General features: G+C 51.3%; 10 protein-coding genes. All 10 read right to left on the minus strand.

All coding sequences use genetic code 11. The annotated features are described in order from the left end of the window. The 10 genes from GEOBRER4_RS13455 to GEOBRER4_RS13500 all read right to left on the minus strand — a co-directional run bounded on the left by GEOBRER4_RS13455 (window position 1) and on the right by GEOBRER4_RS13500 (window position 22,967). Window positions 1-4,959 carry a class I SAM-dependent DNA methyltransferase gene (locus GEOBRER4_RS13455; RefSeq protein ID WP_185242732.1) on the minus strand — a complete coding sequence of 1,653 codons (4,959 nt, stop codon included), beginning with the start codon at window positions 4,957-4,959 and terminating at the stop codon, window positions 1-3. A gap of 3 nt (window positions 4,960-4,962) precedes the next feature. Then, a complete protein-coding gene (locus tag GEOBRER4_RS13460; protein WP_185242733.1) occupies window positions 4,963-7,845 on the minus strand; it encodes a DEAD/DEAH box helicase in 2,883 nt (960 codons plus the stop codon). A 326-nt stretch (window positions 7,846-8,171) separates the two neighbouring features. Further along, window positions 8,172-11,423 carry a helicase-related protein gene (locus GEOBRER4_RS13465; protein ID WP_185242734.1) on the minus strand — a complete coding sequence of 1,084 codons (3,252 nt, stop codon included), beginning with the start codon at window positions 11,421-11,423 and terminating at the stop codon, window positions 8,172-8,174. Continuing rightward, complete coding sequence (locus tag GEOBRER4_RS13470) at window positions 11,420-13,330, minus strand: phospholipase D family protein (RefSeq protein WP_185242735.1); 1,911 nt, start codon at window positions 13,328-13,330, stop codon at window positions 11,420-11,422. Before GEOBRER4_RS13470 ends, GEOBRER4_RS13465 begins: the two co-directional genes overlap by 4 nt. Beyond that, window positions 13,323-14,609, minus strand: a complete 1,287-nt coding sequence (locus GEOBRER4_RS13475) for a DUF6361 family protein (RefSeq protein ID WP_185242736.1) — start codon at window positions 14,607-14,609, stop codon at window positions 13,323-13,325. Before GEOBRER4_RS13475 ends, GEOBRER4_RS13470 begins: the two co-directional genes overlap by 8 nt. Window positions 14,610-14,780: 171 nt before the next feature. After that, complete coding sequence (locus GEOBRER4_RS13480; protein ID WP_185242737.1) at window positions 14,781-16,784, minus strand: DEAD/DEAH box helicase; 2,004 nt, start codon at window positions 16,782-16,784, stop codon at window positions 14,781-14,783. Between the two features lie 16 nt (window positions 16,785-16,800). After that, a complete protein-coding gene (locus GEOBRER4_RS13485) occupies window positions 16,801-18,273 on the minus strand; it encodes a BREX system ATP-binding domain-containing protein (protein WP_185242738.1) in 1,473 nt (490 codons plus the stop codon). Further along, window positions 18,270-19,568 carry a BREX system ATP-binding domain-containing protein gene (locus GEOBRER4_RS13490; RefSeq protein ID WP_185242739.1) on the minus strand — a complete coding sequence of 433 codons (1,299 nt, stop codon included), beginning with the start codon at window positions 19,566-19,568 and terminating at the stop codon, window positions 18,270-18,272. Before GEOBRER4_RS13490 ends, GEOBRER4_RS13485 begins: the two co-directional genes overlap by 4 nt. A gap of 22 nt (window positions 19,569-19,590) precedes the next feature. After that, window positions 19,591-20,448, minus strand: coding sequence for a hypothetical protein (locus GEOBRER4_RS13495; protein WP_185242740.1), 858 nt, complete (start codon window positions 20,446-20,448; stop codon window positions 19,591-19,593). A 14-nt stretch (window positions 20,449-20,462) separates the two neighbouring features. Beyond that, the gene (locus GEOBRER4_RS13500; protein WP_185242741.1) at window positions 20,463-22,967 is read right to left on the minus strand and encodes a helicase domain-containing protein; all 2,505 of its coding nucleotides are present in this window, start codon (window positions 22,965-22,967) and stop codon (window positions 20,463-20,465) included. Window positions 22,968-23,070 lie beyond the last annotated feature (103 nt).

Below are 23,070 nucleotides of genomic sequence, written 5' to 3' on the forward strand. Positions count from 1 at the left end.
TTACTTTCCCTCCGTTTTGAAAAAGTCCCAAGCGCGACGATAGTCATCTTCGCGGTCTGTACGTACGAAGGGGGCATGGTATTCGATGGTGCGTTGCACCGGGCCATCAGGTAGGGTGTCATCAGGGAAAGTCTTACGCACAATGCATCCGGCGGGAAGGTCACGGATGTCTTCCCAGCCGAGGGCGATACCCTGCTCGGAGCGAATAGGAGACTCAATGCCGTAAGAAATACCTGCCTTAAGATCATTTTTCTGCGCTTTGCGCGGCAAGCCCATCCCCTTGCTCGGGGTAAAGACAATCCGGCCTGTCTGGTCATACCAAGTGTCTGCCTCATACTGGCGCATCACCGGGAACTGCACGCGGTAGATAGTCAGAAGCTCTTCCAAGGTCAGGCCAAGCACTTGAGACACTAGCACGTCGATCTCAACCAGCGCCTGGCGGCGGGCGTAATCGCTGCGCAAAGCACAGTGGCGTTGCCATTCTGCAGTTAGGTTGGAAAAGAAATCGGAGTTTAGAAGTGGTGAGTCGCTAGACCATCGTTGTCGTTTGAAACTTTCTCTCCAGTTATCTTGCCAAAGATTCTTAAAATACTTAGCAAGACAATTCAATGCCAACAAACGGACGATCGTGCCTGCTGGTAGTTTATTAGGCCACCGCAAGCTTTTTGACAAGCTCCTAAAAGTTGGCAGACCGCAAGCTTTCGAAAAAAAATGATATGGCAAACTGACACTACAACAAGTAAAGGCCAACAGCGCTTCTTTTTCTTTAAAAACTAAAGAAACAAGTGTCTGCAAATGACTAAATTTTTCTGGAATTAACGCCCCTATAAATCCTCTCTCCATAGAAGAACTGATTTGGTACTTAGTTATAAATCTTGGATGATCTGTACAATTGCTTTCATCCCATTCCACAAGCCCTACAAATGGATCATCAGCAACTTTTATTCTATTGAACTTAGTTCTTGGAAGATAATCATCTGAAATATCACACAGATCAATAACGTCAAATGCCATCTTTGATCCACCAGTTGATCTAGAAGTCTGATAATATGGATTCGCTATTCCAATATGGCTACCAGAAAAGATCACGTCACTGGCTTCATGGGGCGTAGAAATATGTGACTTTATAATATTCTTTTTTCCAGCATTAGTTTCATGATACATTTCAAAAATTTGAAATTTACCTTCAAGGGTATCCACATGCCCTGGTTGACTAATAAATTTTCCCAGAGTAGTGCTAAAGGAATCCCAATAGACTGATGGCAAACGATAGGAGTCTAAGGTAGAAGTCGTGTCGCCAAAAATTTCTCCAAAACTTCTTAATTTATGTCGATCTACATTGATGATTCGTCCTTTTGCTCCCTTTAAGTTCCATTTCCCATTTTCATCCCTAACCGCCACCAGTTCATCTGTTAAGCACGAGTAACAGTCGTCAATGGTCTTTGGATGAACAAGGAAAGAGATCGAATCAAAACACAAATCTGACTTAATTGCGCCATACACATTTAAACTATACCTCTTGTGTGAATCAACATCACTAAACAGCTTTACCTCATTCAAGAATTGAAAGTGATATCTCAGCCTTTTATATAACTTGCTTCTTAGCAAGTATGCTGCAGGATCATCATAAACGCTTTCTTCATGAATCAGGCCTGTAACCCCACTTGCGTTGGACAGCATCCAAGCCTGAGGCACAAAGCACTTGTAGAGATTGGTCTGCACTCCCTTGAGAAGCGGGTAGTTCTGAATGGCATTGAGAAAGGTCTGAATCCCCCCCTGCTCGCAGAACTCCGCCAACCAAGGCGCGAGCATTTCGGGACGACGTTCGAACAGGGCGTTACGGCTTTTCGCCAGGTCAGAGGCACTCATTTTGCGAATTGCGATCTTGGGATCCGCTTCGCCAAGAATACCTTTCTCCTCCCACTCCACCTTAAGCCAGGGCGGATTTCCGAGGATCAGGTCGAAGCCGCCGTACTTGTAGAAAATGTCGGCGAAGGCGAGTTCCCAGTGAAAATACTTATGGCGGCTGGCCAATGCCTCCACCGCCCTGATGCGAGGAAAGTGTTCACGCAACCGCTTAATACGCAGCTCACCGTAGCGGTCGTGCAGGGTCTTCTGCGGATTTTCGACCGACAGCGCCATCTGCTCACCTGGCAGAGCACCGAACAAGGACCCCTGCTTTTCTGGTATCAGGAATTGTTTTTCAACACGGGCCGGTGTTGAGGAAAAATCCATTTCCCTTTGTTGCTCGACCTCAAGAATATTGCCTTCGAGAATAGCTCCGATCTCCATCAACCACTGGGCACGGCTGGGCAGGCTGCTGACCTGATCCAACGGCCAGAACCAGAGTGCACACCAGTAGTCCATCACCAGTTTGAGGCGTCGATAAGGTGTGGCGATGTCACCATCTTCGTTGAGCATCCCGGCCTTGCGGGTTTCTTCTTTTGCTGAACGGCTGGTGACCGCACCTTCTGTCTGGTCAGGCCATACCGGCAGCAGATCCTCGGTTGTATCGCGGTCCTTCGCCAATTGCGTGCTGTGCTGTTTCCAGAGAGCATCTATTTTACTGCTTAGCTGATGCAGGCGTTTGCGCTCTGTCTCGTTCAGGGGCTTGATGAAGTCCTTTTTCCAGCTTTTAAGCTGCTGCAGTTCGGCCTCATAGTATTCCTTCACCGCTTTGTTGCTGTAGTCGCACATTCCCTCGTCGGGCAGCAGGAAGTGATAGATCTCGTTCGGCTGTCGTGGTTCTCCAGGTGTGACGCGCCGAGGGACGGCATCAGGAGCCTTGACCTTGTTTCTTTCCTGCAACTGCGCCGGGGCGAATACCTGAGAGCGTGCACCAACCAGACTATTCCCGTTGAACAGCTGATAACCGAACCAGGGGACATAGGCCGGTTTGGGGCGGCCCTGGGCGTCGGTTTCACCGTAAATGGCATTCAGCCAGAGACTGACCTCGGCAAGTTCGGTGGCAATGGGGTTGAGGTCAACGCCGAATACATTGGCGTCCGCGATCCGCATGCGCACCTTTTGTAGTTCCTGGGCATACTGGTCGTGAGGGATGCGCCGCTTGAGCTCTTCCTGCTTGCGGGTGAGGTAGGCCTCGGCGAGCTGGTTGACGGCTTCGTTCAAGAAGGCGGCGCTGCCCATGGCTGGCTCGAGAACCCGAAGTTTCAAAATGTCGTCGGCTGACTTGTCGACCAACAGTTCTTTAAGCGCGTACTTGACCAGACTCTGGGTGAGGACTTGCGGGGTGTAATAGCTGGCGCTTTTCTGCCGATCGCGTCCGGCCAGGCGATAGATAAAGGTCCCCTTGGGGTAGACGCGCAGCTGCTGGCGTCCTTCACTGTTGGTGAAGGTAACCTTCTCGTTGTTCTGGTAATCACCGATCTCATTCTTGGTGACAAACCAACCGTTGGCCAGCAAGTCGGTAGTCCCGCCGAACTCCTCCTGAGTTTCCTCTTCCCCGTCAGCATCTTCATCGTCCTCGGTTGCCGCCTTCTCCTTCTTGGGAGCAGGCATGACCTCGTACAGATCCTCAGCGGCAAAAAACCCCCGGTATGAAAGCAGTGACTCGTAGACGGCACCCAGCTGGTTAATGGAGAGCGCCTGGTAGCTGACCCGGCGAGTGCGCTTGGTCTTGGGGTCTTTGGCGAAAGAGAGGCCACGCAGAACCGACTGCCAGAGATAGTTGGGAAAGACGACCCTGTTCAGCAGCGGTGTACTGGTTGGGTCAAACAGCTTGCTGTCGAGAGGGGCCAGTTCGAAGGCGTTGACAGTGGCATGTAACTCACCGTGGTCGTTGGTCGTACCCTGAGCAACCAGAGTGAAGAGCTTCCTCAGGGATTTATCAAAAAAGCCGCCATTTTGTGCCTCGGTGGTGTGCAAATCGACCAGAGTGAGGTCACGCAAAGACTCAAGGCTGTACCCCTGGGCGTAAACATCACTTTTGTTGATCGGCACATAGCCGAGCTCCGGACGAGCCTCGATGTAGAACATGAAGATCAGCCGGTAGACCAGACGCACACACTCGGTGCTGAGCTGACCGGCGTCCAGCGGCTTGACCGTACCGCTGTAGCTGAAGCCGTGTTGTTCAATGAGCTGACGCGCGGCCTCGTTGCCGAGCTGTTCGATAGCCTCGCGCAGGGCATACTTAAGGTTTTCACTGACCCCGGCATCGTGCTTGTGGGACTCGGCATCCAGGGTATCGAGCAGCCCCTCCCCCTCGTCCGGGCACAGCGCCTGTCGGTGCAGCAGCGAGTAGCAGGCGTTGAGGGTGCCTGGTTGTTTCTGACCGAGGATCTCGTCGAGATTAAACCGCAAGAAGCGATTCGCCGGCCACTTGAAGCGGTCTATCAACAACCACTCTTGCTGGCCGATCATAAATACAAAACGCGGCGGCTGAGCAGCGGCGAAGATGCTGTCGGAGAGCAGATCAGCCCAGCTCTTTAGTCCCTTGGCCTTCTTGCTTGCGTAGGCTACCGGCAGCTCGGCAATACGGAAATGCTGCGGTGCGAGGGTCACATCCAAGATGTCGACTGCCCGATCCTCCTGGTCTGTCCATTGGTCCGGATTGAACACCGGGACCACCACCAGGTCAGGCACGATCTGGTTGCGCCCTACCCGACACCAGAGAGGAATCGGCTCGTCGTCGCGCCATTCGTACTCAATAGGGTCGATAGTAAATCCCAGCGCCTTAAGTAACGGCTGATGCAGATCACGATGCCATTGCAGTTGCTCTGTGAAGGTCCCCCCGGCAGGATAATCAACACGCTGGCGGAAGAAGCCAGCAGCGCAGCTACTCAGCTGCTGCGCTGGGGTTTGCTCCTCCCCACGGCTGTCCAGCCAATCCTTAATACGGGACTGGAACACATGGGCCAGGAAGTGGTGGCTGTAGAACTCGTTTTCATTGACGATACCGGCGAAAACATCGAACTTTTCGTTGCTATCTTGACTGGCCATGGCCTACTCCTGTCCCAACACTGCGACCAGCACCTGCACGAAGGGCACCGGCTCTATTTCCAGACTGTCCTTGATCCACTGGCCATATTCCTCAAAGACATCTTCGATATCTTTGATCCGGCGAGCCTTACGTGACTCCCGAACTGTGGTCAGCAAATTTTCCAACCGAAGCTCCAACTGACGCTCCTGGGCACCACGTAACTCGTCGAGCTGGGCCAGCTTGTCTTTCACCTCCTGCTGGCGCACTCCCCTAAAATTGCGCACCTGCTCCTCAACGAACCGTTGCATGGTCGACACGGCATCGCCAAGGGAACGCTGTAAGGCTACAAGGTCAACCATTTTATTCGCATTGGGCAGTTTTCGTATCTGTAGACCGGCACGACGGCAAAAGACGTCGAAATCTTCGAGACCGAAATTCTCATTACCCTTACGGACCACCGCCTTCCATTCCGAGATCAACGGTTGCCCCTTGCGGTTAGGAATTAGGCCGAGCATCAGGAAAGCCTGTTCCCCCTTAGCCAGGTGAGGACTGATCATCACCGGTGCCCGTCGCCGGCCAACACTGCCAATGACCCGGTCGATGAGCCACTGGCTGATCGGATGCTGCGGCCAGAGGTATTGGATATCTGGCCATGCCGCACCTTGTTGATCTTCTTCACGGGCGCGCTGGATCGATTCCTCGACTAGACCAGAATGAGCTGAGAGCACATATTCATCGGTTTCACGCAAGACTTCTGCAGGTAGCTGCCGACGCAGACGGCGTTGCAGATCGGGTGGCGGAGTGAAACGTAGCATAAGGGCCCGGTCATCTTTCTGATAACCCCGTGCCTCAGGAATGGTCTCTATGGCCTGCTGAGCGAAACTGTAGAAATCGGGGAACAGCCGGTGGGACTCTACTGTAGCCGTCTCGGATTTTGCCACTGGACTAACCTGTTCTTCTGGCTTACCAAAAAGTGCAGCTTCCCAGTCATCTTCATCGTCCTCCGGCTTGGCCTCGTCAATGCACTGATGTTCGAACTGCTCAGCGCTCATGCCTTCAGCCAGGGCCTCTGCTACCACCTTCTCCTCTTCTTCTACACTGTGGCGGCGCAGAATGGAGGCAGGGTCACCAATGTTTTTGCTGATCTGCTCATCCTTGCTGACCAGAACCTCGATGACACGCATATCACCCTTAATGCGTTCCACGGCCGACTCGGTGAGCAGGTAGTCGATGCGTGGCTGGTGCTCCTGACCGAAACGATCCACCCGGCCGTTGCGCTGCTGGAAGACCATGGGCGACCAAGGCAGGTCAAAGTGGATCAAACGGTGACACTGGTAGTGGAGGTTCAGACCTTCGGAAGCCACGTCCGAGCAAAGCAACACACGCAGGGGGTCGTGCTCCTGACCAAAGCGTTCAACAATCGCCTGCTGGTCGATATCCGAGAGGCTGCCGTCGAGAATAGTAAAGGCTGTCTCTGGCAATTTCAGATCCACCGGAAGGTGCTCAAACAGCCATTTTAGGGTCTCGATGCGCTCGGAAAAGATCACCAATCGGTCGCGGCTGTTGAGGCCGGTCCAGGCGGTATCGGCATCCTTAAGAGTCTGCAGCAGTCGTTGATATTTGCTAAAGCGTTCCCGGGTAATCTGTTGCAGGTCTTGGCGCAAAGATAGCAGGGCTGCGATTTCCAACTCTTCGTCTGTAGTGATGGAAAAGCCTTTGCGCAACTTGTCGATGCGGTTGCGGGCATAAGAATCCGCTGCGGCAGGGCTTGAGAAGAGCGCCTTCTGGAGACCAACACGTTGGAGTTCTGAGGGTTTTCCGGCACAATGCTCCCCTTTCTGAGTAAAGGGTATTTCCAACACAGCGCGATAGGCGGCCTCTTCTTCAGGAGTGGCTTTTGCCGAGAGCCGACGGGTCACCGCTTCCGGAAACTGGCCTTCTGCCTGTCCCTTGATGTCCTTCTTGAATCGACGTACGAACAGGTCCTTACGATCCAGGTCCGCACGAGTGTAATCCTCGGGATCGGAGATCGCAGTGGGGTCGAGCAACCAAATCAAGGAAGCAAAACTGTTGGCCGACCCATCATGGGGCGTAGCCGAGAGCAGGATCAGGGTGTCAGACTTGGTCGCCAGGTTCTTGGCCAGTCGTGCCCGGAGAGATGAACCTGCATCCCCCTTGCGTACAGCCACGTTGTGGCACTCGTCAATGACGATGATGTCCCAGCGGGACTTGTCGAGGTAATTTCGGTACTCGTTGTTCCCCTTCAGGGTGTCCATCGAGATGATGGTCTTGTCGTAGTAGTTGAAGGGGTTGTGCCCGGCAGGAATGTTGTTGCGGATGCGCTGAATGCCAGCCGAATCCAGACGGACTAGCGGTATGGTGAAGCGCGACCACCACTCTTTCTGGAATTGGGTCAGCATGCTCTTTTGCGTTACTACCAAGATGCGCCGACCGCGACCACGGATATCCAGTTCGGTGGCCAGCATCGCGGCTTCCAACGTTTTTCCGAGGCCTACCCCATCAGCGATAAGAATGCGGGTTCGGACCTGTGCCAGCCCCTTTTCGGTCGGCACCCTCTGATAGGCAGCTTTTCGCATCGCCGCCTGTTCGGCGCGGTGAATCTGTTGATCATTAGCGATAGTACGCAGACGCTGGCTCTCGAGGTAAAGATGTGCCTGGGTAAAAAAGGGGCTGCTGTCCTGATACAACTCGGTACTGGCTGGGTCGTGGAGCTGGATATCATCTTCCAATCGCTCAAGAAAGGTCGCCGTGGTGCCTCGAACCAGTTCAGACAGACCATCGCAGGTCAACGCATGACCACCGTCATCGCTTAAATCGACACGGCGGACAATCCAATCTTCATCCCGAAGTGTAATCCTCGCCCCTGGAGCCAATCGTTTTTGCATCTACTATTCCTTTGACGTGAATCAGATTTGTCTTTTGCTATCTTGTTACCGGAGCCCTAACAGTTGTTGATCTCTCTACTTTTAGTTGATGCGCTCTTCGAATAGGGCTTCGTTATTAATTTTGGCTGAAGCCCCCCAAACGGTAGGAGGCTATTATTAACCGATAACCAGGAGAATTGCATTTATTTATTGTACAAACTACTGCTTAGTAACTTCTCCTCTCACCATTATTTTCAGCGCTAACACAGGTGGGTGAAATGGGGCATGCCCCTCAGTGATCATTCTTCTCTGAAACGCCATCTATATCCTGGCCTTCGCACACACGTTTAGCTAATAGGGGCAGAAAGATCTATCTGCAAAAGCTCCGAGACCGGTGCCACCTCAGCCTCTGACAAATGCTTCAGCAGGTATTCAACGAGATCCTCCTGCCGTGATTGTCCGAAAACCATCCGGTAGATCGCCAATGATTTCCGTAATGCAGCCAGTTTGATGTGATCCCGGCTGAAGGGTAAGGCAGGCACATAACGCTCTACTCGAGCGCCGCCTTCAACCGGGAAATTCCAGTACGGCGACATCCCGCGACTTGCCGAGCTGTGGTCCCTTACGGCCTCGGCAAACATGGCTTTCCATGGATCCGAAATAGTACGAGTGGCTACCGTATGAGAATACGTCTGTGCCAGGTTCTTACGAACGGCGTGCCCCTTGTAGCGATGAACCCTTCCTTCTCGCTGTTCCATATCGACCGGATTACTGGGCAAATTCCAGTGCACTATGGCGTGGCAATAGGGGTGGAAATCAAGTCCTTCCTGACCTACCGACGTTGAAGATAGAACGAAGGGCCAGAAAGGCGAGTTGAAGGCTTGCCGGACTCGATCTTCACGTGTTGGCTCCTTACCGGTATCCTCTGAATCCTGCGTGCCGAACCTTAAGGCGAAGTGCCCGCGCATAGATTCCTTCTTTCGCACTAAGGGTTCCAGCTTATCGACATCAATTCGGGCAGTGATTAACTGCAGAGACTCAACTACTGCCGTGGCTACGGCATAGACCGTTTCAGTTTCGTCATGGTCCATTAGGCCAAGATGTTCCTGCAAGACGTGGACGTATTCGTCCAACACGGACTGCAGCCCACCCTCTGCCGAATATTCAAGTATTCTGCGCCAGTACACTGGGTCCCGATCCAGACCACGCAACAGGCAGGTTACCTCGGGACGGTTGAAGAAACTCCTGAAGCCCCAGGCGACCTTAGCGGCTCCATTCCGATGATCGATACCTGCGTGAAAAGATCCAGTTAGGCGGCATAAAGCACGCAAAGCGATGATAGCCGGCCCTCCAAGAGCCATAAGTGTCAGAACCTGGGTCAAGTCATGCGGCTTACGCCCCAGCACAACGGCTCCCGCCTGAAGCTCTTTAGCCCTTTTTACATGTAGGGACCAGTTACTTTCCTTACCCTTTCCCTTATCCTCATCCTCGTACTCTGCTTCGTCGGTCTCCTCCCCGCTCCACAGTTCATCAAGGTCCTCCTGGTTGAACCAGCAATCCGCAACCTTCTTATCATGCTGAAAATCGAGCAGGATGGGAGCAGCCCAATACCAATTTTCGTCTACCGCAGCGGACATATTTTCTTGGGCTGCCAGATTACCTAGAAGCGTCTCAATTTTTGCCTCAACACATGTCTTCACAGCGTCAAGTGATGGCATACCATTTGACAGACGTAGACTCTCAGCATAGATATCTAAGGGATCACAAAGCTGCGCAAGAGTGAAACAAGGATAGAGAACTCCCAGAACCGGCATTCCCGTTAGCCTCTCGTTGGCAGCAAACTTGAGCAGCGTGCCCTGTTTTTTGCGCCAGTCCGGTGAATACTCGGGATTAGTTTCAAAGAGGCCGAACATGCGCCGCTCCGCCTCATAACTAACCATGGCGGCAATCATCTTCGGCACCACATTCCACGATGAAAACACCAGGCGTTTTGTGAGTTGCGCCTCGCCAAGGTCGGCATAGGGGCCCGTCGACGGTGCATAATACGGCAATGAAGGCGGCATCCAAAGAAGTTGCCATGCCCCGCTGTCAATTATGTCGTCCAAAAGTTGCTGTAAGCGCGGGTTTGCAGGGGGGATTTCCCCATAACGTGCGACTTGCTTCCAAGGGAGAACTACGTCAGGCGCACTGCCGATGATTGCTGCAAGTTCCTGCGTTGTCCCGGAATCAACAGCGGCATGTAACCGTTCCTTGAACTTGTAACCATCCATGAAATTGAGCAAGTAGGGTGAAGATTTCCAGTACTCAATCATTTCCCCGTGCTCAAGGTGCCGTGCAATTTTCTGAAGTACGAGATAGTGTTGCACATCCTTGGAGGTCAACACCGGTAATCTCTTCTCAGACTTATCCGTCAGCATGTCGTCGTTGGTGACAGAGCCGGCGATACGTTCCTTTCGCGAAATCACCCTGCGCAGCCTCCTTTCCAGCCGCGACTTGATGTCCACCAGTTTCCCGAACTCCCCATCATGGCAGCGGAACAATTCCTGACGGAACTCCTTCAGGATTCCCTGGATCTCCAAGGGTTCCTTCTTCTCCAGGAACCGGATGGTATCGAGAAAGTCCTGGTAATGGTCATCCTCCTGATCTCCATATTGGGTGTACATCTTGTAGGGGGTCGCCGATAGCAGCAGCGTGCGGACTTCCGAGTGCTGATCCGAGTAATTAAAAAGTTCCTGAGCGAGTTGTCCTGCTTCGTCCTCTCCCGAGAGGAGGTTCTTAAACCGCTGAAACTCATCCATGATAACAATATCCGGCTCCAGGAACCGTAGGCAGGCCTTCGCGAGGATTCTGCGCAAGATCCCGATGACACGGTTGCGCTCGACTGCCACTTCCGTAGTGATCCGGCGGTCTGCCCTAAACAGAAACTCGCACAGAGCCTCGAACCTCTGACGAAGAGGAACTCTTCCGTCGCAGACCCCCTCGGCATCATACTCGGTAATTGCAGCTATAAACCCCGCACACACCCCGGCATCAAAGTACGGTTTTATCTGTAAACCACTTCTCCATCCCTCCGCATTAGAGACATACCCCTGCAGGACGTTTTTAGGTCCGATCCTTTCCCCAAACTCCCAGGCCTCATGCAGCATCCAGTACAACAACCGGCGCTCCTCCGCCACCCCCATGCTCGATCGCATATCGAAGGAGGTCCCTGGAGTAAAGGAAATAAAATTGAGTTTGCGCTCCTGCAACGCATCAAGGTACATCGGTAGCAGTGTTATACGGGAAGCGAATCCCGCGTCACTGCTTCCGGTCAGGTTGAGTCGTGTAATGTTCTGTCGCGCGATATCCGCGTTGGAGCAGATATACACTACATCAATCCGCTCAACCGTGCTCCAAAGGTGGTCAATGGCTTTAGCGAGGAGACCTTTGGCGACCATTGTTTTTCCAAGGCCGACCTCATCTGCAACCAGAAACCGGTTGGTAGAGTCGCTATCGAGATACATCCTCTGGAACACGTACTCAACAGTATCCCGCTGAAACGGCTTCAGTTGGGACAAAATTTTGTGAACATCAGGGCGTACACCAGCGGCAGCACTCATTGCAATTCTCCCCGAGCGGCCCAGATGGCCGGCCAGATGTCGTTGAAACCATCGGGAAGCAATTCAGCCCCCTCATCGGTCGCCATAAGATCGGCAACCAAGTCATTAATCCGGCCCAACTTCGCCGGATCCCGGTCGAGCGCCCCAAGTAATGACTCAAGCAGGGGAATGGCCGCCGCACCACTTGATGCACCATCTACATCAAGCTGTCCGGGGTGGATTCCTCCCTGAGAAGCGGGTGCATCCTGGTCCGCCAACAGCATGAGAAGCATTTGAAGCACCTTGTTTTTGTTATTAAGAAGGGAACGGAGCAGGGATGAGAACCGGGTTTCTGGAACACCTTCTAGGTCAGCCTTGACGACGAACCGGGTTTTCGCCTTTTTGCCTGCTCTTTCCAGTACCAATTCGAAGGCAAAAAACGCTGTAATGGCGTCCAAAGTCATCCCACCGAACACGGCCAACTCTCCGGCTTGCATCGAACAGCCAGTCGCAAGATGCTCTGGGAAAGTAACCGGCCAGCAGATCGCGTTAATACCGTTCAAAGCAGTCAAAGGTGTACTGGCAACTAACCGGGTCGAATAGCTACCATCAACTGGCCCAGCGGAAACGACAGCGCGCAAAACACGACATGCGAATAAACGCCGGGCGGTGTCCAGGTCATTCTCAATACTTTTCAGGTCCCTGTCCACCTCCGGGGGGTGATCGGGAGGAGTGAAAGGTTCCAGCAAGTCTGAGAATGAAGTAGTCCCTGCCTTTTTACTCATGAGTTGCTCAATGCCGAACACTCTGCGAGGCCCAGTTAATTCCACCATGAATTCTACATTCCCCTTTTCCCTATCCTCCCTTTTTGCAGGATCCGGGAAAGCCGCATTTGTAGCGTTAGCAGATCCGGTCCACAACCGGGCCTTATATCCATCATCCATCAGGAAAAGCTTGGCATGGAGACCGGAAAGCGCATCTTTTCCTTCTTGGTCAGTGTCCAGATCCTGGGGCAAGGCATCCGGTGCCAAGGTATAAAGCGACTCAAATTGGCTGCAGACCTCCTTCGGGATCTGTACTGCTTCATCCGACCGGCTTAAAAGTATGCAGTTATTCCTTTTTCTGGTTATGCGCCGCAGCACCCCGTCACTCAGAAATGGCGAAATGATCAGCATGCGACGGCGAACCAGTTCATTGTCCCCCCCATCAAATGGCCAGTCAGGGCGCGCATTCAAGCCCAGAGGCCAAAACTGATATTCCTCAAAAGCTACTGGGTTATTTCTGTCGTCCAGGGCGGTAGGAAAATCGAAGGCAACTTTGCGCACCTCTTCCTCTAAAGTATCTATTTTCGATTGAACAGCTGCGGGGACAGAGCGCCCTGTCAGTGACGCTAAACCGGGCAATGCCTTGAAGAAATCGCCCAGAGGGTGATTTTTAGAATAGGCATTTCTGCGGTCTTGTAAAGCACCGTCCATTACGAGGACGGTGTCCCATGAGCGGTCATAGGTGAGGTTGCGGCTAAGGCAGATAAACCGGTACCGAATGGTAGGGTCAAGCTTTGAGGTAAAGCGCAACAACCAAGTCTTAGGATGAAATACCCCGAACTTCTTTTTAGCGGTTACCTCAAACACCGACTGCTCGAGATAGGCAAATAGCCGCTGATCTTTTTTGGGCACGGAGATCTGGCCGGCCTGGCAAAAAATGCAAATCCTATTGGCATGGCGTTTAATCGATTCCAGCAGGGCCAGATTGTTTTCTGTGGTTTGCCCTTCACTGTCCTCCCAGTCGGAGAAGGTAAATGCCAAGGGAACAGATAATAGGGCAAGAAGGTCGAGTGAGAAGGTCGTCCCCACTGCATAATCAAGTGCATAGCCATCGGGCGGGCACAGGGACTCAAGGAAAAGGCGCCGACTATGTGGCTCAAGCATTTTTAACCTCCGAGGGTGCCGGACTGCCCTGAACCTGACCGGGAGACAGGATATCTGTCAGCAGTCGCTGGGAAACTCCCCAACGGAAGTCGAGTTGTGAAGCACCGGCAGCTCCGCTCCACTGCCTCAAGGCATTTTCGTTGACAAGGCGCGCCATGCCGGTCGGCTTGTGGCTGCGCTCCCGGTTCAAAACCAGGGCTTGGGCATTCTCACTTGTTGCGGTAACCCCAGGATCCTTACCGGTGAGGGCAAGATCCAGCCACGCATCTATGAAAGACCTTGTACGGTTGGGAATCGCTGGGTTCTGGCCAGAGACTATCTGCCAGAACTGTTGTCGATCCCAGGTGACATAAGCATCCTTGCGCGCAGTTATCATGCCTCCCCATTTGGCTACCTCGGCTTCATAAAAATCGATTTTATCTTCCAGTGCCGAGAAAGTTTTAAAGAACCGCCTGGCGAGCATCAGGTTGTAGAGTAAAGAAGCACCGTACATAACTTCAGAAAAGTTGCGGGCATGGGAGAGGGCACGTTTCACCTCCGGAGGGAGAGTGCCATTTACTGCCGACTCGTGCTCCCAGGCAAATTGTAAAGGTTCCCAGGCCTCTTCCGAGTCGGCGAGAACAGCCAGCAAACTCGCATTGCGCCCCTTTATTCCTTTGATCCGATCTTTTAGAAATTCGGACTCGTCGTCAGAGAGCACAAAAGACAATTTCTGAGGATAGCTCGAGGGCTTCAGGGAGAGTAGCTCAGGGTGCCAGTTGTATGCCGCGCCTAAGTCGTCGACGTCATCAGCACCTCGCCGCAAAGGAGCAGGGGAACCATATTTGACCAAAAACTTGTGGTACTGGTCCTGGGAGACGTCAACTTTTCTTATTCCCCAAGCCCCCATTCCGTACCAGTACACGTTACTGGGGAGGCGTTTAAGGTTTTCGCGTGCCTCAACACCGATAGTGCCATCGGGGTCATCAGAGTTTTTAAGAATATCGATAAGTGCTATTTCTTCCCTGCGAGCAGCCTTGGCCACATCTTCCCTTGATGCGGGGGGGCGCCTGCGGAACCGTTGCTCCAATCCCAGGTAAACCCAAGGGATAAGGAGAAAATACTTGGCCCGGGTCTGGATCGTGGTAGTACCGGGGAACAGAAGATTGGCAAAGGCATCCCGCACTGTTCCGATACCAAGCTCATCACGCGTGTCACGGTTTTTAAAGGAGTCGGCAACTTCTAAAGCCTTACGGCGCTCAGCTTCTGAATAATCCAGCCATGAAAAACTTGAACTCATACATACCTCAAGTAAGTAATTCAGCGCCAAAACACGGCAACTGCCACTGTTGGATCCTTCATCAAGAGACTCAGGCCGGTGGCGCTGTTGTAAAGCGGATTGTGGTAGCCGACCTCCAACCCAGCGTCTCAGATCGGAGAGTTCGGTATCCATAAAAGAAATTAGCAATACTTATTCTTCACTAAGATAGGATTCACAGTCATTAAGCCAATTCTTGAATCCATTGAATGGTATGGAGTTAAAAGCTTCTTTTCGTTGAAGTTCTGGACTTAAATATTGAAAAAATTGACTCTTTTCGCAAAAAGGCAAAACCTCGTGAAGAGGAGCGTTTTGCTTGGACTCCAAGTCCAAAGTCCACTCTAGAAATTGAAGAGGCGTAATCTCAGAAATATCAAAAAGTGAAATAATCGAATATTCGTTTGCTTTGAGTTTGTCATTGCGATTACCTGCATATCGTCTCAAAAGTAAGATCAGAAGGCGATTGTATTCTCCCCCCCAGGTCATGATTTCATGTTTGGAGTACTTCCATATACGCGGATCCGCTCCAGAAATTCCAGCTATTGCCCATACGACCACCCTGCTCAACCACCGCTTGCCTCGGACTGAAGGAAGTTGTAGGAGCGGGCCTCTATCAGTTTTTTCTAAGCTCATTTCGCCAGTAGAACTCTCCACAAGTTTCCTGAAGCCGCCTCCGACAAATAAGCTACCGGAAGAGTTTGGGGTATGGCCTGGAGAAATTAGGGCTTCGCCAGTAATACCATCTGCTATCTGCACGCATCCTCTTCCAGTAATTACCGAATGAATAAGCCTTTTTTCGCCCAGATCAATGAACTGGTCAGAGGGGATCAGCGCACCTGCTATCTCAAGTAATACTCCAGTGTCAAGCATGTCTTCGACAACTTCGGCATGATCCTCCTCACATGTCGCAGAGGCCAAGCTCCTGCGAAGAAGAGGTTTTTTGTCCCGTGAAACGCCTCGCCAAGCAAAGCTCAGAACCTGCTGGAAACGGACGGAAGGCCGGTCAAACTCATGCACGTCATCCATGACACCGTCTATTCCGCATTGATACAAGGCCTGCAACAAAAGCTTTTCCTGCTTGTCTTGGAAAAGAGCGACCACCTTGCACTTGTCCGTCTTTCTATTGCCACGGCCGATACGCTGCAGAAATGACCCGACGGAAAATGGTGGATCACAAAGGACAACTGCATCGATGTCGCCAATATCTATTCCTACTTCAAGAGTCGAGGTGGCAATACAAACTCCAAACCGGTCCGACTTCATCGACGCTTCTATTCGCTCTCGCTCGCTTTTCGATAGGATTCCCGTATGCCAATGGACTGGCCATCTGGTCCCGGCGAGTTGCTTGTGGAGTGCTGCCGCTAGCGCTTGTGTGCTGTTTCTGCTATTACCGAATACAATCACCTTTTTGAGCTTGCTCGAGTCCAGCCACTCTGCAATCAATATGGCGGACTTGTGCGCTTTCACGCTTTTTTCTGGTTGATCGAGATCCAACAATGTCAGCTCGATTTCACGCTGTTCACACGTTCCGATCCTTTTCGCCCCTACTCCCAGCCATCGTTGACAAACACCATCCACATCGTTGATTGTGGCCGTCATTCCGATACGTTGAAAACAATCTTTCGGATGGGTCGGGGCCAGAATGTTGTGTTCAATCCTGTTGATTACATGCCGCAACTGCTGCCCGCGCGGATTTCCGTGCAAAAGGTGAATTTCATCGATAACAACTGCACGAATCTTTTGGAATTTTTCTGGCGAGACGAGTTGCAGCGAGTCAAGAGCCTCGGGAGTCGTAAGAAGAAGAAATATACCGTCTACAGAAGCAAGTTCATGATGATCGCCTGTATATCGACGGACGGCTCCTCCGGATCTCGCCCCGAGGTACGCCTCCAACCTGTAGTACAGATCATTAACAAGCGCCCTGGTGGGAGCGACATAGACGACAGCTAGTGACGTCCTGTGAAAAGAGAGGTGTCTTTGAAAGAGCGGTGCGACTACCGCTTCAGTTTTTCCTGATGCCGTAGGCCCGGAAAGTAAGACAGACTCTCCTCTCACCAGAGCCGGGATAGCTTTTTCTTGTAGCGGACGTAATTTACGATGGTGGAAAAAGACTGGCCAGGCATCCGGCATCATCTGCTGAATCGATTTTGCCTCCATTCAGGTCCCCTGCATTTTATTCCCAAGGCAAAAATCCGCCGAGGAGCTCGTTTACGGCCTTTGTCACAATAGCCACAACATCTTCCACGGTTCTTGTTCTGTCCGCAAAAAGCACCGCTGGAATCAAACATGCAAGTTTCACCCAAGTTCGCATCACGGCATTTTCCCGGTGGCTTTCGAATTCTTGCCTCAACACTTCTGAAATCTTGCGGATGTTTTCCTTCGCCTCCAGCAAAGCCATCTGGGTGGGATAGTGACGATGCATCCTTTCGTAGAGTGAATAGCACCACATCTGGTAATCCTCTGGGGTGGGCGGATGAAGTAATACCATGTCCCTCTCATTGTGGAGGAAGGCGCATGCATCCCTCAAGGAGAGAAATGAATGCGCGAAGGTATCCGCCTCCGTGAGGCCAATATAGAGGGCAAAATGGGGACCACTCTCCCAGTATCGAGGGAGCTCGAATCCGTGATCGTTCAAAATAGGAATTTCACTCTTATCTTCCAACGGGGGATGGGCTGCGCGAGCCAACATATCGAAGAAGTTGTTAGCCCTCTCCTTGCGCCTTACACTGTAGCCACGGACATGCTCAGCCTCGTCGAGAACGATCAGTAACCCTTGGTATCCGAGCGCCTGGGCGATCTGATTTACTACGGCAAGATGGAATACATAAATTTCGGCAGTATCGCGCACCTTTGGCATGTTCGGAAGAAGCTTGGGATTAATGTTTGTTGTTCCACGAGCGAGTTCTCGAATACTTCCCGGTCCAGTAACAGGCACGTTTTGCCCAGCCAGCCAGTTGCACCCACTGATATAATCTGGATGATCGTTGTGGGGGAAAAAGCGAAGCGTTTCCAAGCCATATTTAAACCAGGGCGACCTTTTGAAGAGCGGCAAGTCCCGCACTTTGTCCCAATTCTTTCTGATTTCTCCGATCAAACCGAAAAAGCCATCGGCGCCGGTACCATCGTCTCGCTTGGGAATTTGCAACTTAGACATAATCTCCCGATACACGAGATGAGGTTTCGCCGGATCGACCGCCTTTGGATCGAACTCCAAATAGGAGACCACCCAACCGCTGCGACGTGCAACGGTACTGACAATGTGGAGATAATGGGATTTCCCGGTTCCATAGTCGCCGAAAACCACCCTGCATGCCCCATCCTTTTGCGCGCAAACGAGAGAGTCGTGCACTTCCCTCTCTATTGCCTCCCCACCAATACTCATCTCAATCAGAGAAGAATTGTCGGGAGGAACAACCCCGAGGTTTACGGCCTCGAATGCCCGGCGAAAGGAAATCCTGTTACGATCCCCCGCAAGACCGACCAGTTGAACTTTCGGCCCTTGGTTGCCCAAAACGATGAGTTCGCTGATATCGCAGTCTATCTCGTCCCCAAAAAAATCAACAATCACCTTCTGCCCCAACGATTGGACGACTTTTCCCGGGCCAAAATCCAGGTGGTCGACGAGAGTGCCTTGAGACAAGCTCATTCCTCATCCTCCGTTTCCGGAATTTCATGGGATTTAACGAACTGCTCTGCATCTTGAGGGCTTAGGGATGCCTCGCCAAGTTTTTGATGGTCCAAAAGGCGACAGTAATTGTAGACGAAATCACGTGGAGGCACTTTTTCATAATATTTCAGGTTTTTTAGCGCCTCCACCAGCACATCGATATTGTTTAACTGTACTTCGTCATCCAACTCAATTCCATCTGCCTTGGCAAAAACTCCATACAGTTTTATGCCGATTTCGCGGATCATCGCGTCTGAGTTTAGCCCTTGCAGTTCGATTAAGGGGGTCATCGGCCGCCCTGGAACAAATGCTACGGACCCGATCCTATCGTTGAGGGCCTGATAATTTTGGATTACGTCGCTCCTAAAGTCAGGTGTTGCTGCATACATGAACATGACGCCGCCGAATTCTCCTTCGGCGTTCTCATTGATCATGCTGAGCATGTTTTCAATGGCCTGTTTTTGTTTCACGCTTCCGCGCCGGAAGACTGAGGTCCTCGTCCCTTCGTCAAAGGCGATGAAAAACCCCTTGAAGCCGAGTCGGGTCCGCAAAAACTTTACGACAGTCTTGAGTCGTCTGAAGGCCGTTTCGTCACGAGCAGGCTCGTGTAATCCATAAATTTCCTTAAGCGCTTTTGATCGGACGTTTTCTCCGCGAACCCAGGATCTCAAGTCTCGATCCGTCGAAGATTCATCCGCACCGCACTCCCAGTCAAGGGTCCTTTTACCCAAGGCCATCAGAGCATAAGCCATCTGCTGATCCGGCGGCCCGTGCCAAGTTCTGGTGAAGTTTTGCTCCACTTGGCGGCGTGCCATATCAGGCACTTCCTCTCCGACGTTCCAGCCAAGTTCGCAAAGCCTGCCGACGACCCATGCTCTGAGAAGGACTTCAATGCCTTTGTCATCAAGATTTTCGAGGTAGTGTTTTCTAGGTGGGACGAAGGAAGCCATGATGGATTTGAAAATGGCAAGTGGGGAATTAAACGGACACTCCACTCCAATGTTCACTATAGCGGATACTAGTTGGTTGTGATCAGCCCTTTCGGCCAGACTTTGGATAAACTGTGTTTTTCCGCTACCGTAATCCCCTTCGAGGTACTTAAAACACGACACTCCTTCAGCAAGATCTTCGCAGAAGTAATTCTGCTCTAGTACGGAAAGTATCTTTTCCGTACCGGCATTGATGAAGGGAGCATACGAGCCAGGAGCGACCGGTGCACTCATCAATTTTGCACGAATCTGTCTGGCGTTTGCTCTGCTGATTTCGACTGCCATAATTGTCTCCTCGATGGAAAGATTATTTCTTGTCGATGTAGATGACCGGTCTGGTCTGGGTACCTTCCGTATTCACGGGAAGGTAAAAGGCCTTTGCGTGTTTCCCGTGAGCTTGATGCAGTGTCGCCTGCGAAAATGAGAACGAGCGCTCCCCCGATTGCTTCATCCAATTAATGAGATTGGCGATAAATGCAGCATCAACTAAATCCACGAAAGTGGCTTTTTTAGGTGTGCTCCAGAACTTTTCTGATTGCCCGGCAACCTTGAACATCCTAGCTACATCAATTATCAGTACCTTCTCGCCGGTTGAGAAATGCCGCGCAATAAGCCACGACAAATTGAGTTTTTCCTCGAAGATGTCAGGAGCAAGAAGAATCTCTTTAAACAATTCCTCGGCCCTGAAATATGCCTTCTGGATGTAATTCAGGTCAGGAGGAATATTCTCGATGATGGGATAGTGAGGCGTCAAGGACCACGTCCACGCTCTACCACTATTTTCACAGCTTAGGATTAACCGACCCACATAAAAACGGTTGTCCTTTATACCGCTTTGGCTCACTCCTAACCCTCTAAGAACCTGGTTGGCTAGCTTTTTTTGCTCATCGGTCTTTTTGAGAAAAGAAAGCTCACGTTCAAGCTCTCTACGGATTTGGTCGATTTCCGCAATGATAGCCTTGGGGGCAGAGGCGTCCTGAAGGGGTTTGAAGGAAACCAGCTCAATTCTTCTCTCTATGCTTGCCGGAGGAAGATCCAGTCCTTTGGCTCTAGTGCTCCCTTGCCCCATTATGCGGTACAATTGAGCCTGATATCCTTTCATCTTGTTGAGCAATCCCTCATTCTCGATATATTTCTCAACGGCTGGGAATAACGAGTCCGCCATGCGTATCTCCTAAATCATTGATTTCTAATTATGTCCATCAATCCCGGGTTCACTTTCTGCAGTGCCCTTGGAAGCTCCTCACAAAACATTACCAACTGCAGTGCTGGTCTGGAAAGAGCCACATAGGCTCTATTTTTTGCAAAATTTAGGTTTCGATTTTCATCGTCGTCAAGACCTATTACAAAGCATGCATCGTATTCCAACCCTTTGATACGCTCAACACTTGTTGTAATCAAACGCCCTGAGGGATCTGATGCTGCCCATAACGGTGCCAAAACGACGCCGCGCGATTCCAAACTTGCACGAATCTGTTCCATTGCCGTTTCGTCTTCGTTGACCTGCAGGAGCGCAATGGATCGAATTGACGAACTTCTGCGCAACACGTTCAAACGCTGATGGATTCTTACAGCAAAGTCACTGAACTTGCTCAAAATAAGGAGTGGTTTGGAGCCCTCCACTTGATCATTGACCTCGAACGGGGCGATTTCTCCAAAGACACTCTGATAGAACGATTGCAAAAACAGGCCAACCTGTCTGCTCTGCCTCATGTTCTTTGCAAATGGAAAGGACTGATAAACCCCCTTGTCCCGTAGTGAAATCCCGACCTTGAACGCTTCTGGTGTTTCCATGCCCCACACAGGGGAAACAATCTGATGGAAGTCGGCCGAAACGGTAAAGGCTCCATCCGGGTGCACTAAGGACCCTAGGAGAGCAGCTTGGGCAACACACAGGTCCTGAGCCTCGTCAACCATGACGTGCGTCCAGCGCATGCCATCCAACAGGCCGGTTACAGCTAGAGGATTCGGCATCTCTCTGAACCTTGCGCGTTGGTCTGTTTCGGATGGAAGTGCAAAGCGCAAAAGGAATGCGAGCCAGGGGATTTCTTCTCTTCCAAACGATCGATTTTCCCAGTCTTCTCGGATTCCTTCAACAACTCTCTCTTCATCTATTTTGGCAGCCATGCCTTTCTTGATTCTCACCTTCCCGTCGTACACCTGCTCGCCAAAATATGCAAATAAGCAGTCGAGAGGGTCGTAAACCCAAAAAAGCCACTTATGAAACTCCGAATCAAAAGTACTCAGCACACCGATGCCTTGCATGGCAACACGAGCTTCTTCGTATTCTTTTCGTACCTCCCTATATAAGGCATCCATAGAATATCGTGACCCTAAAGGGTCTTTCCCTGGTGTCCTCGTACCCTGTGCCCTAAGAGATTGGGCCAGCCGCTCAGCGATGGCAGACGTTTGCGCGGCCTCCGGTGTATCCAGCCATCGAGCTCCCTCTGCCTCAGCAAGTCTTGTGGCTATCTGACCTTCATACGATTGCCATAATTCCCTCAAAACCCGATCGGAACACAACCCGTAGAAAGCCATGCGGGCGCGTTCTTCCAAGTAGAATAGCTTTTTTCGCCGAGGGGCGGCGCCATGCTTGTAACTCCACACGTCATTAAGGTAGCCGCTTATGAAACCATCAACAGGCTCGACGATTGAAGAAGGTATCTGTAGGCCTTTTTCGAGTAAATCCTTTGAGTATGCAACCAAATTTTCATTCGCTAAAAAAATCTTGGTTAAATTATCTGCGTATCTAACATTTTGACCAGTGCTGAGACGTTCATCCTGTTGATCATAAAGAAATCGAATACGCTGCATCGCAACGGTTGTCTTGCCGCTCCCAGGTGCACCAGTCACCAGCATCATACCATTCATTTTGCTCAAAAATGCTTCAACCTGATTCCTAGTCATTTGCAGTTTTACGGCTTTAAGGCCTGTAACTTGTGTCTCGGCCTTCCTGGTCCCGACCATTCCGCCTGGTTCATACAAACCGGTTAAGGCGGGAAGAACCTCAGAAAATTTCGCACGTGCTACTGGTGTCACAGAACGAAGGGTGTAGCCATGAGCTTTAATATCGACCGTTTCTCTTAGGTCCCCTGTCATAGCGATCTGGATGGCAGGATGAGTCCATGACATGACGTTGATACGTTTCCCGTGGCGCACCAGCGGGTTGTTAGTACGAGTGTCCTCGTGAGCGTAAAGCAGCTGACTGAAAGTCTCTTTTTTTTCATTTTGCAGAGTTTCGGCCTTAATTTCAGCCATAACATGAAAAGGGACATTTCGTATGGCCATCAAATCAGTATGTCGCCTCCTGGCTTCCAACTCTCGTTCCTTAGCACTTTCAGACGACCCAAGAATTGTCGGCGCTTCGGAATACGACTTGAATTGTTGGGCTGCTTCCATTGCAGCCTCGGACACAAAGACGGCATTTTCCTGGTCGCGCTCCACCCTTTCACCCAGATTTGTTTTGCTACCGTGCACATCCTCAGAGAGCAGCCTCTTACCCACCTTCCCCGAAGGTTTTGAAATCTGCTCCGACCTGACTAAAGCATTCTTGCTTGCAAGAAACTCACGGTTTTCGTCAACATCAGAGAAATAAACTGTTATATATTGTCGAGATTGCTTAACTACCTTTCCTATACCGAGTTCAGGTGTATTAGGCAAAACTACAGAGCAGCCTACTTCCATGACATTCCCCCCACAGTATATTATTTTTTATCAAACACATACCCATGTTAACAGGTCTCACTCTACCTCGGAAGTGAACCTCGCTATATCAGATGATGCGTCT

Source organism: Citrifermentans bremense, assembly GCF_014218275.1.
GTDB lineage: Bacteria > Desulfobacterota > Desulfuromonadia > Geobacterales > Geobacteraceae > Geomonas > Geomonas pelophila.